The organism is Bradyrhizobium sp. SRS-191 (assembly GCF_024586915.1).
Lineage (GTDB): Bacteria > Pseudomonadota > Alphaproteobacteria > Rhizobiales > Xanthobacteraceae > Bradyrhizobium.
Window position 1 is genome coordinate 288,581 of record NZ_JANBVS010000001.1, and the last position, 15,014, is coordinate 303,594.

12 protein-coding genes are annotated in these 15,014 nt (G+C 65.2%); 3 read left to right on the plus strand and 9 right to left on the minus strand.

Annotated elements, in window-relative coordinates:
- Positions 1-17: 17 nt before the first annotated feature.
- Complete coding sequence (locus NLR35_RS01545) at positions 18-521, plus strand: hypothetical protein (protein WP_257164802.1); 504 nt, start codon at positions 18-20, stop codon at positions 519-521.
- 10 nt (positions 522-531) lie between these two features.
- On the opposite strand, the gene NLR35_RS01550 is transcribed toward NLR35_RS01545, so the two are convergent.
- Genes NLR35_RS01550 through NLR35_RS01560 form a run of 3 tightly spaced genes read right to left on the minus strand, consistent with a single transcriptional unit; the run spans position 532 to position 5,144 of the window.
- Complete coding sequence (locus tag NLR35_RS01550) at positions 532-2,175, minus strand: acyl-CoA synthetase (protein ID WP_257164803.1); 1,644 nt, start codon at positions 2,173-2,175, stop codon at positions 532-534.
- Positions 2,176-2,203: 28 nt separating this feature from the next.
- Positions 2,204-4,090: a TRAP transporter large permease subunit gene (locus NLR35_RS01555; protein WP_257164804.1), complete on the minus strand. Its 1,887-nt coding sequence runs from the start codon at positions 4,088-4,090 to the stop codon at positions 2,204-2,206.
- A 34-nt stretch (positions 4,091-4,124) separates the two neighbouring features.
- The gene (locus tag NLR35_RS01560) at positions 4,125-5,144 is read right to left on the minus strand and encodes a TRAP transporter substrate-binding protein (protein ID WP_257164805.1); all 1,020 of its coding nucleotides are present in this window, start codon (positions 5,142-5,144) and stop codon (positions 4,125-4,127) included.
- Positions 5,145-5,617: 473 nt separating this feature from the next.
- Between NLR35_RS01560 and NLR35_RS01565 the strand changes: the two genes are divergently transcribed.
- Positions 5,618-6,472 (plus strand): hypothetical protein, encoded by an 855-nt coding sequence (locus NLR35_RS01565; protein ID WP_257164806.1) that lies wholly within the window; start codon positions 5,618-5,620, stop codon positions 6,470-6,472.
- A gap of 186 nt (positions 6,473-6,658) precedes the next feature.
- On the opposite strand, the gene NLR35_RS01570 is transcribed toward NLR35_RS01565, so the two are convergent.
- The 5 genes from NLR35_RS01570 to NLR35_RS01590 form a co-directional block, all read right to left on the minus strand.
- The gene (locus NLR35_RS01570) at positions 6,659-7,711 is read right to left on the minus strand and encodes a hypothetical protein (RefSeq protein WP_257164807.1); all 1,053 of its coding nucleotides are present in this window, start codon (positions 7,709-7,711) and stop codon (positions 6,659-6,661) included.
- Between the two features lie 32 nt (positions 7,712-7,743).
- The gene (locus NLR35_RS01575; protein WP_257164808.1) at positions 7,744-9,213 is read right to left on the minus strand and encodes an ATP-binding cassette domain-containing protein; all 1,470 of its coding nucleotides are present in this window, start codon (positions 9,211-9,213) and stop codon (positions 7,744-7,746) included.
- Entirely contained in the window at positions 9,210-10,139 is a 930-nt protein-coding gene (locus NLR35_RS01580; protein ID WP_257164809.1) for a branched-chain amino acid ABC transporter permease, read from the minus strand. The genes NLR35_RS01575 and NLR35_RS01580 overlap by 4 nt, the downstream gene beginning before the upstream one ends.
- A gap of 2 nt (positions 10,140-10,141) precedes the next feature.
- Positions 10,142-11,017, minus strand: coding sequence for a branched-chain amino acid ABC transporter permease (locus tag NLR35_RS01585; protein ID WP_257164810.1), 876 nt, complete (start codon positions 11,015-11,017; stop codon positions 10,142-10,144).
- Between the two features lie 73 nt (positions 11,018-11,090).
- A complete protein-coding gene (locus NLR35_RS01590; RefSeq protein WP_257164811.1) occupies positions 11,091-12,377 on the minus strand; it encodes an ABC transporter substrate-binding protein in 1,287 nt (428 codons plus the stop codon).
- Between the two features lie 745 nt (positions 12,378-13,122).
- Between NLR35_RS01590 and NLR35_RS01595 the strand changes: the two genes are divergently transcribed.
- Entirely contained in the window at positions 13,123-13,947 is an 825-nt protein-coding gene (locus tag NLR35_RS01595; RefSeq protein WP_257164812.1) for a hypothetical protein, read from the plus strand.
- Between the two features lie 48 nt (positions 13,948-13,995).
- On the opposite strand, the gene NLR35_RS01600 is transcribed toward NLR35_RS01595, so the two are convergent.
- Positions 13,996-14,895 carry a hypothetical protein gene (locus NLR35_RS01600; RefSeq protein WP_257164813.1) on the minus strand — a complete coding sequence of 300 codons (900 nt, stop codon included), beginning with the start codon at positions 14,893-14,895 and terminating at the stop codon, positions 13,996-13,998.
- Positions 14,896-15,014: the final 119 nt, after the last annotated feature.

The following is a 15,014-nucleotide window of genomic DNA, read 5'->3' on the forward strand; positions in this document are numbered from 1 at the left end:
GCGGAAAGGTGAGGGTGTTGGATGAGCCGACCTACACGTTTGGATCGGCCGACAATTTGCGTCGGTACGAAAGTGAAATCCGTCTGGATGACTCCAAACCTTATTCGATCCGCGGCGTCAGCATCGACGAGAAGTGGTCGGTCGTTTTCGGTGCTGGTGGAGGGCCGACGACCGTACATCAACATTCTGCCGTCGAATTCGACGGTCGGTTGTTCCTTGCAGTCGGCAACCAGGTGGTGTGCCTCGACCTCCAGACCGCGAAGATGGAATGGTCATTGGAGGTCGATTGGGCGTCGTGTTTCGGCGTGTATTGGGACGACCGGCATCGCGCGCTGATATCTCACGGCGAACTCCAGATTTCACGGTTATCCCTCGGGGGGGAAACGATCTGGGCCACGGACGGTCGTGATATTTTCACCGAGGGGTTTCAGTGCCTGCCTATGGCGATTGAAGTGATCGACTTCAATCACGAGGTTTATCTGCTCGACTACCTGACAGGCAGGGTGCTGAACCAGCGATAGTTCGGCAGTCTTACGCCGAGATCGCCTTCGCCGAGTTCACCTCGTTCCGCAGCAAAAACTTCTGAATCTTCCCCGTCGACGTCTTCGGGATCGGGCCGAACACCACGACCTTCGGCGTCTTGAAGCCGGACATGTGGCTGCGGCAATAGGCGATGATCTCGGCCTCCGTCGCCTGGGCGCCGTCCTTCAGTTCGACGAACGCGCAGGGCACCTCGCCCCATTTCGGATCGGGCTTGGCAACAACCGCGGCGAACAGGACGGCGGGGTGCTTGTAGAGGATGTCCTCGACCTCGACGGAGGAGATGTTCTCGCCGCCGGAGATGATGATGTCCTTGGAACGGTCCTTGATGATGACGTAGCCGTGCTCGTCGAGCACGCCGAGATCGCCGGTGTGGAACCAGCCGCCGGCGAAGGCGTCCTGCGTGGCCTTCTCGTTCTTCAGATAGCCCTTCATGACGATGTTGCCACGGAACATGACCTCGCCGATGGTCTCGCCGTCGCGCGGCACCTCCTGCATCGTCTCCGGATTGAGCACAGTGACGGCTTCCTGGAGCGGATACGGCACGCCCTGGCGGCGCTTCAGCCTCGCGCGCTCGGGCGCGGGCAGGTCGTCCCAGCCGGGCTGCTCGGCGCAGACGGAGGCGGGGCCATAGACCTCGGTGAGGCCGTAGACATGCGTCAGCTTGATGCCGATGCTCTCGGCGCCCTCAAGCACGGCGACCGGCGGGGCCGCGCCGGCGATCAGGCCGACGACCGGCTTCTCGCGCTTGCCTTTGGGCGCATCGGGCGCGTTGATCAGCACATTGTAGACGATCGGCGCGCCGCACATGTGGGTGACGCCGTGGGTCTTGATCAGCTCGAAGATCTTCGTCGGCTCGACCTTGCGCAGGCAGACGTTGATGCCAGCCGCGGCCGCCATGGTCCAGGGGAAGCACCAGCCGTTGCAGTGGAACATCGGCAGCGTCCAGAGATAGACCGGATGCTGGCCAAGCCCGCCGGCGAGGATGTTGCTGACGGCATTGAGATAGGCGCCACGATGATGCGTCACGACGCCCTTGGGATTGCCCGTCGTTCCCGACGTGTAGCTCATCGCGATCGCGTCCCACTCATCAGTGGGACGGCGCGGCTCGAAAGCGGGATCGCCCGCGGCGACCGCGGACTCATATTCGATCTCGCCGATGCGGTTGCCGCCGACATAGGAGGCATCATCGACGTCGATCACGAACGGCTTTTCGCCGCTCATCAGCTTCAGCGCCTCGCTGATCACGCCGGAGAATTCCGGGTCGACCAGAATGATCCTGGCCTGGCCGTGGTCGAGCTGGAACGCGATCGACGGCGCATCGAGCCGGATGTTGAGCGTGTTGAGCACCGCGCCGGTCATAGGCACTGCGAAATGCGCCTCGTTCATCGCCGGGATGTTCGGCAGCATCGCCGCCACGGTGGCGCCGGTGCCGATGCCGCGTCCCGCGAGATAGGACGCGAAGCGACGGCAGCGCTCATAGGTCTGGCGCCAGGTGAAGCTGCGGCCCTCGTATACCGTGCTGACGTGGTCGGGATAGACGGCCGCGCTGCGCGCCAGGAAGCTGAGCGGGGTCAGGGGGACGTAATTGGCCGCGTTCTTGTCGAGACCGAGCTGATACTGGTTCGTGCTCATCACCACCCTCCCTTGTCGTCTGAAGAGTTTACAGGAACCCGATCGAAATCCACGGAAAAATCGCAACGATGATCAGGCCGATGAGAAGCGCCAGCAGGTAGCCCCAGATCGGCCGGATGCCCTCGGCGGGATCGACCCTGCCGATCGCGCAGGCGGCGTAATATCCGACCCCGAATGGCGGCGCGAACAGGCCAATGCCCATCGCCAGGATGATCACCATGGCATAATGCACCTCGTGCACGCCCACAGTGCGCGCGATCGGAAACAGCAGCGGTCCGAACAGCACGATCGCTGGAATACCCTCGAGCACGCTGCCGAGGATGGTGAAGGCCACGATCGAGACCGCGATGAAGGTCGCCGGCCCGCCCGGCAGGCCGGTCATGGCGGCCGCCAGCGCGCGTGAGAAGCCGGATTGCGTCAGGCCCCAGGCCATGCCTGTGGCTGTGCCGATGATCAGGAGGATGGCGCCGGACAGCGCCGCGGTTTCGATCAGCATCGGCATCAGCCGGCGCCAGTCGAACCGGCGATAGACCAAGAGGCCTGCCAGCACGCCGTAGACGATGCCGATGGTCGAGACCTCCGTCGCCGTCGCGATGCCCTCCACCACGGCGGCGCGGATCACGAAAGGCAGGGCCAGGGCAGGGACCGACACGACGAACGCCTTGCCGATCTCGGCGCCGGTGGCGCGGCGGACGCCGCTCATGTCCTCATTGCGATAGCGCCACCACACCAGCGCGCACAGCGTGACCGCCAGCACCACGCCCGGCAGCAGGCCGCCGGTGAACAGCGCCGCGATCGACACGCCGGTGACCGAGCCGATCGTGATCAGCACCAGGCTCGGCGGAATGGTTTCGGTCTGCGCGCCGGTGGCGGCGAGCAGGGCGACGAGATCGCCGGGCTTGGCGCCGCGCGCCTTCATCTCCGGAAACAGCACCGGCGCGACCGCCGCCATGTCCGCCGCCTTGGCGCCCGAGATGCCGGACACGAGATACATCGCGCCGACCAGCACGTAATGCAGTCCGCCGCGGACATGGCCGAGCAGGCTTGCGAGGAAAGCGACCATCGCGCGCGCCATGCCGGTCATCTCGATCAAGAGGCCGAGGAAGACGAACAGCGGCACCGAGAGCAGGATGAGGTGGCTCATGCCCTCGTCCATGCGCCCGACCAGCACCATCAGCGGCGTGCGCGTGGTCAGCGCGAGATAGCCGAAGATCGCCAGCCCGAAGGCGAACGCGATCGGCACGCCGGCGAAGACGCAGAAGCCGACTACCCCAACGAAGAAGATCACCAGATTGACGTTGCCGAGCGGCTTCAAGACCGGCTGCGCCAGCCAGAACAGCGCAAGGATGGCGCCGACGGTGACAACGGCCAGCAGCATCGTTCTGAGAGTCGCCGTGCGCGCCAATCGGATCAATGCAAACAACGCCATCAGGCCGATACCGACCGGCAACGCCGCCGCGCGACAGATGTTGGAAATCTGCAGCGCCGGCGTCGTGATGTAGCTTTCCTCGTAAGCGTATTCCCAGCACGGCCAGGCGATCATCACCAGGAACGCCAGCGCGGCGACAGTCGCCACGAGATCGAGATAGGCACGCAAGCCGGGGCTCGCACGCGCCACCATCGCGGTCATCCGCATGTGCTCGCCGCGGCGGAAGGCCACCGCGGCGCCGAGCATGGCGAGCCACAGGAACAGGATCGAGGCAAGCTCGTCCGACCAGATCAGCGGCCGGTGCAGGCCATAGCGCGCGACGACACCCGCGAACAGGATGGCGATCTCGGCCAAGACGAGCAGCGCGGCGGGGATCTCGACCAGGAGGCCGAGCAGGGCCTCCAGGCGGTCCAGCCAGGACCAGCGGCGAGGGGTCTCGATGACCACCTCGCTGATGGCTATTTCCGTGAACTCGGCATGCGCCATGACGTCACCCGAACGCGTCCAGGACGCCTACACCTTACGACAGCTTGCCGACGGCCTTCTCGAGCAGCGCCCAGGCCTCGTCGCCATACTTGCCCTTCCACTCGGCATAGAAACCGGCGGTACGCAGCTTGTCGCGGAACGGCGCGACGGTCGGCTGATTGAAGGTCAGGCCCTTGGCTGCGAGATCCGCCTGTAGGCCCGCATTCAGCTTGGCGACGTCCTCGCGCTCCTTCAGGGCAGCGGCGTTGATGTGCTTGGCCACGATCGCGCGCATATCGGCCGGCACGGCCTCCCAGGCGCGACGATTGGCCAGGAACCAGAAGCCGTCCCACATGTGGTTGGTCAGCGAGCAGTATTTCTGCACCTCGTAGAGCTTGGCGGTCGAGATGATCGCCAGCGGGTTCTCCTGGCCCTCGACGACCTTGGTCTGCAGTGCGGAATAGACCTCGCTGAAATTGATCGAGGCAGGCGCCGCTTCGAACGCCTTGAACATCGAGGTCCACAGCGGCGACACCGGCACGCGGATCTTGAAGCCCTTGAGATCGTCAGGGCCGTTGATCGGCTTGGTCGACGACGTCGTCTGGCGGAAGCCGTTGTCCCAGATCTTGTCCATGACCATCAGGCCGGCCTTGTTGATCTGGCCGCGCACATAAGCGCCGAGATCGCCGTCCATGGCCTTCCAGACCGTCTCATAGTCCGGGAACGCGAAGCCGATGCCGTTGATGGATGCCGCCGGCACCAGGGTCGCCAGGATCAGGCCCGAGAGCGTGAAGAACTCGACGCCGCCGGAGCGGATCTGGCTTAGCATGTCGGTGTCGGAGCCGAGCTGGTTGTTCGGGAAGATCTGCAGGTCGAACTTGCCGTTGGTCTCGGCCTTGATCGCCGCAGCCATCTCTTTGGCGCGGACGTTCAGCGGATGGGTGTCGGGCAGGTTGTTGGCGTATTTGTAGGTGAAATCGGCGCTCTGCGCGCGCGCGACATGCGGGGCCGCAATCCCACCCAGGACGGCCGTGGCCGCGGTGGCCTTCAACAGCGCGCGTCGTGACAAGCTCATTCTCGTTTCTCCCTGAAGCTGCTTCTTCTTGTTCATGCTCAGCCGGCTGGCGGACACGGTTCGAATCCCGCAACGTCAGCAGCGTCATCTGCGCTTATTGCAGCGATGAGCCGCAGCAGCAATATCGGCGTTCGCAGCAGGCCTGTGAAACGGGTTTGAGAGCCTTGGCGGACGCCATGGCGAAACCGCGGAGCGCGTCCTAGAACGGTCGAATGCCGGAGACAGATTCGAGCTTTTAGCGCCAAGCCCCTGATATCCCTCAGCATATAAATATTCCATAATATACCTTATGCGAATTGGCTCTAGCCGGATCCCACCCCTGGGAACGGCGCTCATGTCCGCCGCCGTGCTGGCCGCGCGGCCTGAGAAATCGCCCCTCACTCGTCACCCCTTAGTCTTCGTTTGGTCAAAGGCCTTGGCCAAATCGCTGGCGGGGATTTGGCATGGGCGCTTCGCGTACAGGACCCGAGAACATGTCAGTTCAGTCGACGCCGAAGGAAGTTGATCCGGGTGATGTCGCGCTCACGCCAGAGAATGAGATCTGCGAGCAGATCTATCAGCGCGTCCTCACCGAGGTACGCGCCCGCATCGATCAGCGGATCGCGGCCATCGAGGCCGAGGCTGCGGCGGATGACGACGTCGAGGTCGAGGCTGAGACGGTCGGCGTCGCCGTGGCGCCGAACGAGCTCGTGAATGCAGCCGCCACACCTCCAGCAGCGAAACGCCGGCCGCTGTTACGGGCCACGATCACGCTCGCAGCGTCGGCCGGGCTCGTCGGCGCTGTCGTCACCCTGGCACGCGATCATCAAGAAACCATCACATCGGTCACCGACCGGATCGAGGCGGCAATCCAATCCCTCCGTCGTGAGGCCCCGCAGATGGCCATGCCGGCCGGTGGCCGAGATCCGGCAGCCGGATCGAGCGCAGCTGACACGGCAGAGACATCCCCTGCCTCATCGCCTCCGCCCGCTTCATCGTCGCCGGAGCCGTCGACCGTCCGATCCAGCGATCCGTCCTCCGCCATGGCGGAGGCGCCGGAGCGGGACATGCCGCCCGCGCCGGACCGAGACATCGCACCACTGATCGAAAAGATCGCACACGACGTCGCCGCGCTGCAGACAGGGCTGCAGGACCTGAAGACCAGCCAGGAGCAATCAAGCCGCGATCAGGCCAAGGCCATCGAGCAGTTGCAGGCGAGCCAGGACCAGCTCGCACGCGCCGTGCGCGCCGCGAAGACTGAGCCGCCGACGACTGTCGGCGCCGCCGCGCGCCTTCCGCCGCGGCCGCCGCAGACACCGGCAAGGCCACCACGGTTTCCGAACTTCTGATCCAATGCAATTCGGGCAGGGGACGCGACCCCTGCTCCCTGCCCCTGCTCTCACAGATCGTTCGGCCGCGGCGTCGGCAAATGCCGTCGAACAGTTGATCGAGGGCATCTGGCAAGCTTCAGAAACTCGAGCTGCAGGAAGCGTTGGCCTGCGGCTCACTCCAGCGCTCGACGAGGCGCTGGGCCATCAGCGGAATCGCCAGGCCCAATAGGCGTCCCCTCGATCGCGGCGCTCCACAATGTCGATTCTCATGAAGCGATCATGCGCGAGCGCCGCGCCGACCCAGAGTTCGTTCCAGGCCTCGAATACGGCGGGTGGTAGATTGTCCCGCTCGGACATCAGACGCCACGACGTCTGGCGCACGAGAATGGAGTGGCCCTCGGTCCGCAGCTCTGCGTCGTCGCCTTGGCCGCGCGCCAACCGCGTGAACGTCTCGGCGAAACCTGCGGCGCCGGGCTCGACGCCGCCAAGGAGGGTCGCGACGTCGTCGTAGGTCTGCATGCCGATCAGCCTCGCCGCGGCGCCGGCCAGATGGCCGCCCTCCTCGGGACCGAGCACGGCCACCGTCTCCGGCACGATCGAGGTGATGTACTCCATCGCATAGTTGCGGAGCACCTTGCGGAGCCGCTCTTCAGGCCAGTCACTCTCCGGGAGCTTGGGGGCGCGGGCCGGATCGAACGGCGGGCAGCGCTCGCCCGGCGAGAACTGAAGACGTTCGTCAGGCGCGAGATCGTGGTCCCATTCCTTGTAGTAGCCTTCGAGGCCCGGCTGGCCGTCGACGGTCTGCCCGGTGCAGATGAAACCGAGCCTGGGATTGCCGAGCACGACGCCATTGTTGGCGTGCCATCCGCGCAGCATGGCGCGCGACACCTCCGAGGGAATGCCGCAGATCGCCGTCCCCGACCAGATCCAGCGCGGCGGCGGATAGCGCACCCACGCCTTGCGATCGCTTTCGTAGACGTATTCGACCTTCACGCCGCCGACCTGATTGGACAAATAGTGATATTGCGCGCACGCCAACGCATGCGGCAGACCGTCCAGACCGAGCTTCTTCAACCCCGGCAGAAAGCGGGCCAGTTGTTGCCGGCGAAACGTCCGGAACACGATCTCCGCGGCGCGCTGCGGCCCTGTCCGCGACGACAGCATCAGGATGAGGCCGGTGAGGTAGGCGTGATGGATCAGCTCCACGGCACGATAGGCCGCGACGTCGGCAGCTGGCGCGTCGCCCTCTCCGTGCACTTGGCCCCTCCTCTCGGCTCTGCGCGCAGACCTTACAGATAGTTCGCCGCAGCTTCCGCCTCGAACCGATCCGGTGGCCCCTCCCAGACGATCTTCGCGTGATCGAGCACGTAGACGCGGTCGGCGTGCGGGAGCGCGAAAGTGACATTCTGCTCGCCGAGCAGCACCGTGATCTTGGTGGTCTCGCGCAGCCGGTCGAGCGCCTTCGACAGCGTCTCCAGGATGACCGGAGCAAGCCCCAGTGTCGGCTCGTCGAGGATCAGCAGCTTCGGCTTCATCATCAGCGCCCGCGCGATCGCCAGCATCTGCTGCTCGCCGCCCGACAGCGTGCGCGCCAGTTGCGGCTGCCGCGATTTCAGAATCGGAAACAAGCCGAACAGCCATTCCAAACGCTCGCCACGCTCAGCGTCGGACAACGCGTTGCCGCCGAGCTCGAGATTTTCGCGCACCGTCATGTCGCCGAACAATTCGCGCGTCTCCGGACACTGCACGATGCCGTCGCGCGCGATCTGCGCCGCCGTGCCGCCGGCGAGGTTGCGCCCTGCCCACTTCACCGCGCCGGAATACGGCACCAGGCCCGAGATCGCGTTGAACAGTGTCGTCTTACCGGCGCCGTTGAGGCCGACGACGGAGACGAACTCGCCCTCATGGACGTGCAGCGAGACGTCCTGCAGCGCCTGCGCCTTGCCGTAGAGCACGCCGACATTGTCGACCTGCAGCGCCGGCGTGACGTCCTTGAAGCTCGCTTCGGGGCGGGCGGTCGAGACGAGCGCGCCGCCGAGATAGACGCGGCGCACGGTCTCGTTCTGCATCACCTCGGTCGCCCTGCCCTCGGCGATCTTCTCGCCGAGATACATCGCGAGCACGCGGTCGACCAGCGCCGACACGCTTTTCACGTTGTGATCGACCAACAGTACGGCGCGGCCGTCATCGCGGAATTCGCGGATCAGGTTGGAGAAGTCGGCGACCTCCGAGGCCGTGAGACCGGCGAAGGGCTCGTCGACCAGCACCAGCTTCGGGCTGCGCGCGACCGCCTTGGCAAGCTCGAGCCGACGCAGATCGGCGAAGGCCAGCGTCGGCGGCCGCCGATCGATGACGCCACCGAGGCCGACGCGCTCAGCGATGGCGCGTGCACGCGCGTCGACATCCTTGTCGGCGAACAGCCGGGTCAGCTTGTCCGGCAAGAGCGCGACCTTGATGTTCTCCAACACGGTCTGGCGCGCCAGGGGGCGCGAATGCTGAAACACGAGGCCAACGCCCATGCGCGCGATGCGGTGCGACGGCAGGCCGGAGAGTTCGATGCCATCGAGCTTGACCGAGCCCGCGGTCGGCCGCTCCACGCCCATCACGCTCTTCATCGCGGTGGACTTGCCGGAACCGTTCGGCCCGATCAGACCGAGGATCTCGCCGGGGCTAATCGAGAAGCTCAGATTCTTCACCGCGACCAGGCCGCCAAAGCGCTTGGTGAGGCCATTGACCTCCAGCATCGGAGCAGCGCTCATGCTTTGGCTCCTCCCCTGATGATGCCGAGGAAGCCGTCGGGGAAGAACAGGATCACCAAGAGCGCGATCACCGACACGATCAGGGTTGCGAGCTCGCCGAGCGGCCGCAGCAGCTCGCCCATGCCGATCAGGAAGATCGCGCCGATCGCAGCGCCGATCACCGTACGCCTTCCGCCGAGCACGGCGGCGATGATGATCTGCACGCCGACGCCGACGTCGACGAACGTCGAGACCGAGGCCGTGCCCATGTAGAACACCATCAGCGCGCCGGCGAGGCCGGAGAAGAACGCGCTGACGACGAAGGCCGCCAGCTTGTGCTTGGTGACGTTGAAGCCGAGCGCGCCGGCCTGGATCTTGTCCTGGCCGCTCGCCTGCAGGATCAGGCCGATGGCGCTGCGCGACAGGCCGAACAGGATCGCGCCGGACACCAGCATGAAGCCGAGCGCGATCCAGTAATTCGTCTTGGCATCGATCGAGATCACGTCGGGCACCGCGAGGCCGATCTCGCCGCCGGTGAGCCCCGCCGCGACGACGATGAAGTTCTGCAGCATCAGCACGGCGACCAGCGTGGTCAGGCCGAAATACGGCCCGCTGACGCGCAGCGCCGGCAACGCCAGGATCACGCCGCCGACCACGGCGGCCAGCGCGCCGGCCGCAATGCAGATCCAGATCGAGAGTCCCGGTGAGTAGTGGGCGTCGAGAATGCCGGCGGTATAGGCGCCGACACCGATCAGGAAGGTCGGCCCGAAATTGACCTCGCCGGCGAAGCCGAACAGCAGGTCCCAGGACATCGCGAAGACGGCCGTGTAGTACGCGACGGTCAGCAATCCCAGCACGTAGCCGGAGACGTAGGTCGGCAGCACCAAAGCGACGATCACGGTGAGCGCGCCGATCCAGAACAGCCGGGAGGAGACGAATGCGGGCATGCTCACCTCCGTCCGAACAGCCCTTGCGGGCGCAGATACATGACGACGACGAGCAGCAGCAGCGCCGGGATCGTCCGGTAGGCCGGCGAGATCAGGTAGGCCGTGCCGGTCTCGAGATAGCCGACGACATAGGCCGCGATCAGCGAGCCGGACACGCTGCCGAGGCCGCCGAGCACGACGATCGAGAACGCGCTCGCCGTCAGCGGTCCGACGCTATAGGAACTCACCCCTAAGAACATGCCGAGCAGGATCCCGGCCACGCCGGCCAGCAGGCCGTAGATGGCCCAGACCGTCAGGTAGATCGACGACAGTTCGATGCCGAGCAGCGTCACCCCGCGCGGATTCATCGACGCGGCCATCACGGACTTTCCGCGTCGGGTCCGGTTGACCAGGAACCACAGCAATCCGATCGCGACCCAGCAGATCACGGCGGTGAAGTACTCGTTGCGCGGGGTCCGCACCCCGAACACGGTCGTGACGCCCTCGACGATCGGCAGCACGGTCTTGGCGTTGTTGGTGAAGAGGTATGCGATCGCCTCCTGGATGATGATCCCCCACAGCAGCGTCGCCGTGAGAATGAAGATCTCCTTTTCCGACTCGGCAATCGCCCTGGAACGCTGGATCGGCCGGACGGCGATGAAGTAGGTCGCGAAGGCCAGCACGAGGCCGGCAAGGATGCCGATCAGCGCCCCCATATAGGGTCCAGTGCCGAACTCGCCGGCGGCGGCCCAGGCCGCCACGGCTGCGCCCACCATGATGGCGCCGTGGGAGAGGTTGAGCACGCCGGAGACGCCGAAGATGAGCGTGAAGCCGGTCGCGCCGAGCGCATACAGCGCGCTGATGGCAAAGCCATCGATCAAGATCTGCCAGAAAAGCATTTGAGGATGGATCCGAGCGTCAACGAAGGCACCAAGAAAATGGGCCGCCCTTGCGGGGCGGCCCCACGATGCCTCAGTTGCTGGCTGCCTTGAGCTTGATGAAGGACGGCCAGGTCACGGTGCCTGCGGCGAGCTCCTTGGGCCAGACATTGACCTGCTTGCCGCCCTGCCATTGCAGCATCAGACCGGTGATGTAGCCCTTGCCGGTCCGCAGCGCATGCGGGTTCGGATCGCCCTTCGGCTTGAACGCAACGCGGCCGATCGTGCCGACATAGTCGGTCGCCTCCATGGCCTCGACCATCTTGTCCGGATCGGTGCCGCCGGCGCGATGGATCGCATCCGCGATCATGTAGACCTCGTCATAGGACGTGTAGCCGGCATAGGACGGGATGTTGCCGAACTTCTTCTGATAGGCGTCGACGAACGGCAGCGTCTTCGGCGTCACCGCGACGCCCGGCCCCGACACGGCGTTGAACATCACGCCCTCGACGGCGCCGTTGGTGTCCTTCCAGAACGTCGAGTTGGTCGCCTGCGAGGAGATGCCGAACATCGGAATCGGCACCTGCTGGCTCTTCCACTGCACGGTCGGCTGGGTGCCGACATGCGAGATGCCGGTGATCATCACATCCGGCTTCAAAGCTTCGATCTTGTTGAAGATCGGCGTGAAGTCGGTGGTGTCCGGCGACATTCTGATGTGATCGACCACCTTGACCCCGATGTCCGGGAGGCATTTCTCGTATCCGGCATCGAGCGGCGTCGTCCACGCGGCGTCCTCGCTCATGATCACGGCGGTCTTCATCTTATAGGGCTCGACCAGCAGGTCCTTGGCCGCGTCGCAGACGAGGCCGGCCAGAGAGGTCGAGGTCAGATAGCCGTGGAAGGTGTATTTCAGCTGATCATAATTCTTGGCGATGTTCTGGGTAATCACGTCGGACGCGGCGCCGGGCGTGATCATCAGCGTCTTCAGCCGCCCGGCCCACGGCTCCAGCGCCAGCACGACCTCGGAGATGTAGCTTGCGATGACCGCGTTGACCTTGTCCTCGCTCACCGCACGTTGGAAGGCGCGCACCGACTCGGCCGACGATGAATGGTTGTCGTAGACCACGATCTCGATCTTGCGCCCGTCGACGCCACCCTTGGCGTTGATTTCCTCGGCGGCCAATTGCGCCGCGGGCGCGATCGACGAGCCGGCAACCGCTTGAGCTTCCGCGATGACGCCGATCTTGATCGGATCCGCCGCCCAGGCGGACGACGAAATGAGCGCAGTGGCGCAGCTCGCAAGCAAGAATGACTTGAGCGAAAACATGAGACCTCCCGATTCCTTATGCCTCTGACGGGCAGCTGGACTTTGGTCTCCCACATGCCAGCGAGCAAGAGCACACGCTAACTCCTGCTCTGCGTTCAGCGCATTGTGATAGAGCGCTTAGCTCATGACTGGCGAAAATCCCGCAGCGCGGCAGTAGGCCGCTCAGGCAATCTATTGCATCGCAGCGTACCCGCTCGATGCGGCGGAACTCATTTCCGGCACGTGGACGACATCGGAGACAAGAGCTACATGCCGCGCAGCAGCGGCCCGGGAAAAAGTTTTCAGCCAGTTGGCCAAGCGTGGCTGAGCATCTCATGCACGTCGTAGGTCATCACAGCGAGAAGCGCCGCGAACGCGAGATACGTCTCGCCATATTCAACTTGGTCCGCAGTGTCGTGCCGTCCTAAGCGACTACATCTTCGGCACGAGGAAGTAGTTGGCTGGACGCTTGGTGTTCCCTGATCAACCAGCGTGATGTCGCTCGGGCCGGCGGTCCCCGCCTCGCTCGCGGCCCGTCAGGCCAGGCCCGCCATCAACCGCGCTTTGCGTCCCTTTGATCCCCAACCCCAACAAGATAGGTCGAATGCTACCTTGGTCGCCTGCAACCACGCCAGGAGCGCGGCCCTTCCCCTCCGCGATCGATCCGCGAGTCCTCCGGCCAAGGGAAGATTGTCCGAAATGGCCCCCTCCTCGTCACGACGCTGTCTTGCTTTCGGCCAAAGCGGCGGGTCGAGTCACGTTTGAAAATTCAAAGACAAAACAGCGTCGGCGGCGGGCGTACAGGGTTTGGGGATCACCAATGCAGTCCACACAGAATGTGCAACAGATCGATCCGGGCGAAATCGGGCTCGCTCCGGAGAAGCCGGAGAAGACCAGCTACGATCAGCTGTACCGCCGGGTCCTGCGCGAGGTGCTGACCCGGATCGACACGCGGCTGGCGGCGATCGAGAAGCCCGGCGTCGCAGCTGATGCCGCCGCCGCTGCGAGCACGAGCGACGCGGCAGGGGTGCAGCGCAGCCGTTGGGCGCGTGTGAAGGTGCCGCTGAGCAAGCTGCGCGGGCGCAACGCGGTGGGTCTCGCATTGCTGGTGCTGCTGGTCGGCGGGTCCGTGGCGTGGTCGCAGCGCGACGCCGGATCGTCACTGATGGACCGCTGGATGCCCGGCTCCAGCGAGACCTCGCAGGAGGACGCCTCCGCGCAGCAGCAGGGCAACGAAGACGGCATGATGTCGAATGCTTCGCTGCGGGGCACGGAGGACGGCGCCACCGGCGGCAGTCCGGGCAATCTGATGCAACGCATGGCGCGTGACATCGCCGAGCTGCAGCAGGGAATCGAGCAGATCAAGAGCACGCAGGATCAGGCCAGCCGTGATCATACCCGTGCGATCGAGCAGCTGCAGGCCGGTCAGGACCAGCTGATGCGGCTGGTGTCGCGGATGTCGACTCAGGCCGCGCAGGCGCGCGGCGCGGGCGGGCCCGCGGGCCCGCCGCAGCAGATCATCGTGACGCCGCAGCAGCGCACCACGACCGGACTGGCCAGGCCGCAGCCCCAGCAGCAGGGATCGACGATCGGAACGTTCCTAAGCCGCAACACCTCGGGCATCCAGTCGCCGCTGCCGCGCTGATTGGGACGATCGGCAGCGGACGTCGCCGCTGCCGATTCGATTGGCTCGCTATGAGCAGCGGTGCACCCGGCCGTCGTAGCCGTGATACGTGCCGCTCTCGGCGTCATAGGTGCGGAAGCTCTTGCAGTCACGGCCGCTCCGCCGCGCGTGGTGCTTCTTTTCGTCCCTCTCGCTCTTGGCCTTGGCGCGGTGCTTGTGCTTGGCCGGCTTGTCGTCGTCGTGCGCATGCTCGCGTTGGCGATGCGTCTTGGTCTTGTCCGATGCGCCGGCTGCATCCTGCTTCTCGCCGGCCTTCTGCGGTGCGGCGGACGGGGTGACTGCAGCGGGAGCCGCGACCACCGGTTCAGCCTTCTTGACCTCGGCCGGAGCGACGGCCGGCTTGCTGCTTTCGGCGGCCTTCTCGTCGGATTTGGCCTCGGCTTTTTCAGGCGCGGTCGCGTCCTTGGCGGCGGCGGGCGCCGGAGCCGCAGGCGTCACCTCGGTGACGGCCGGCTTCTGGCTTGCATCCGGCTCGGGCTTTGTCTCCGTCTTCGGCTCAGCCTTGAGCTCAGGCTTCGCCTCAGAAGAGATGGCCTCGGACTTGGCTTCAGACTTGGGCTCGGCCTTAGCCTCGGCCTTGGGCTCGTCCTTGGATTCGGCCGGCTTGGCTTCAGCGGCGCTCTCCGTCGGCGCCGGCTTCTCGGTAGCGGCCTTCTCCGGCTCCGCTGCGGCAGCGGCCGGCTTTTCGACCGCCTGCTCTGCCGGCTTGTCGACCGGCTTGGCCTCGATGGCGGCGGGCTTCTGATCGGCCTCGGCGGGCTTATCGGCAGCTGTGGCCGCGGGCTGCTCCGCGGCCGGTTTGGCCGCATCGCTCTGCGCGCTGGCAGAGCTCCCGATCGCGCCGAGGACACAGAACAGAACGCCAGCGCACACACGGCCGACAGGCGAACGAACGACAGATACTGACATGGACAACGGTCTCACTGGTGGATCACGCCGTCACCGTCTACGTCAATTCGGCTGACCTTTCTCCTCCAAATCGTCGCTCGCGCAAAATCGCCGCACATGGTGTGCCTTGCGCACCATTG

Bases quoted from the DNA above. Each gene is read 5' to 3' on its own strand.
- NLR35_RS01580 (WP_257164809.1), bottom strand. From the start codon at position 10,139: ATGCCCGCATTCGTCTCCTCCCGGCTGTTCTGGATCGGCGCGCTCACC.
- NLR35_RS01575 (WP_257164808.1), bottom strand. From the start codon at position 9,213: ATGAGCGCTGCTCCGATGCTGGAGGTCAATGGCCTCACCAAGCGCTTT.
- NLR35_RS01585 (WP_257164810.1), bottom strand. From the start codon at position 11,017: ATGCTTTTCTGGCAGATCTTGATCGATGGCTTTGCCATCAGCGCGCTG.
- NLR35_RS01550 (WP_257164803.1), bottom strand. From the start codon at position 2,175: ATGAGCACGAACCAGTATCAGCTCGGTCTCGACAAGAACGCGGCCAAT.
- NLR35_RS01600 (WP_257164813.1), bottom strand. From the start codon at position 14,895: ATGTCAGTATCTGTCGTTCGTTCGCCTGTCGGCCGTGTGTGCGCTGGC.
- NLR35_RS01560 (WP_257164805.1), bottom strand. From the start codon at position 5,144: ATGAGCTTGTCACGACGCGCGCTGTTGAAGGCCACCGCGGCCACGGCC.
- NLR35_RS01595 (WP_257164812.1), top strand. From the start codon at position 13,123: ATGCAGTCCACACAGAATGTGCAACAGATCGATCCGGGCGAAATCGGG.
- NLR35_RS01555 (WP_257164804.1), bottom strand. From the start codon at position 4,090: ATGGCGCATGCCGAGTTCACGGAAATAGCCATCAGCGAGGTGGTCATC.
- NLR35_RS01565 (WP_257164806.1), top strand. From the start codon at position 5,618: ATGTCAGTTCAGTCGACGCCGAAGGAAGTTGATCCGGGTGATGTCGCG.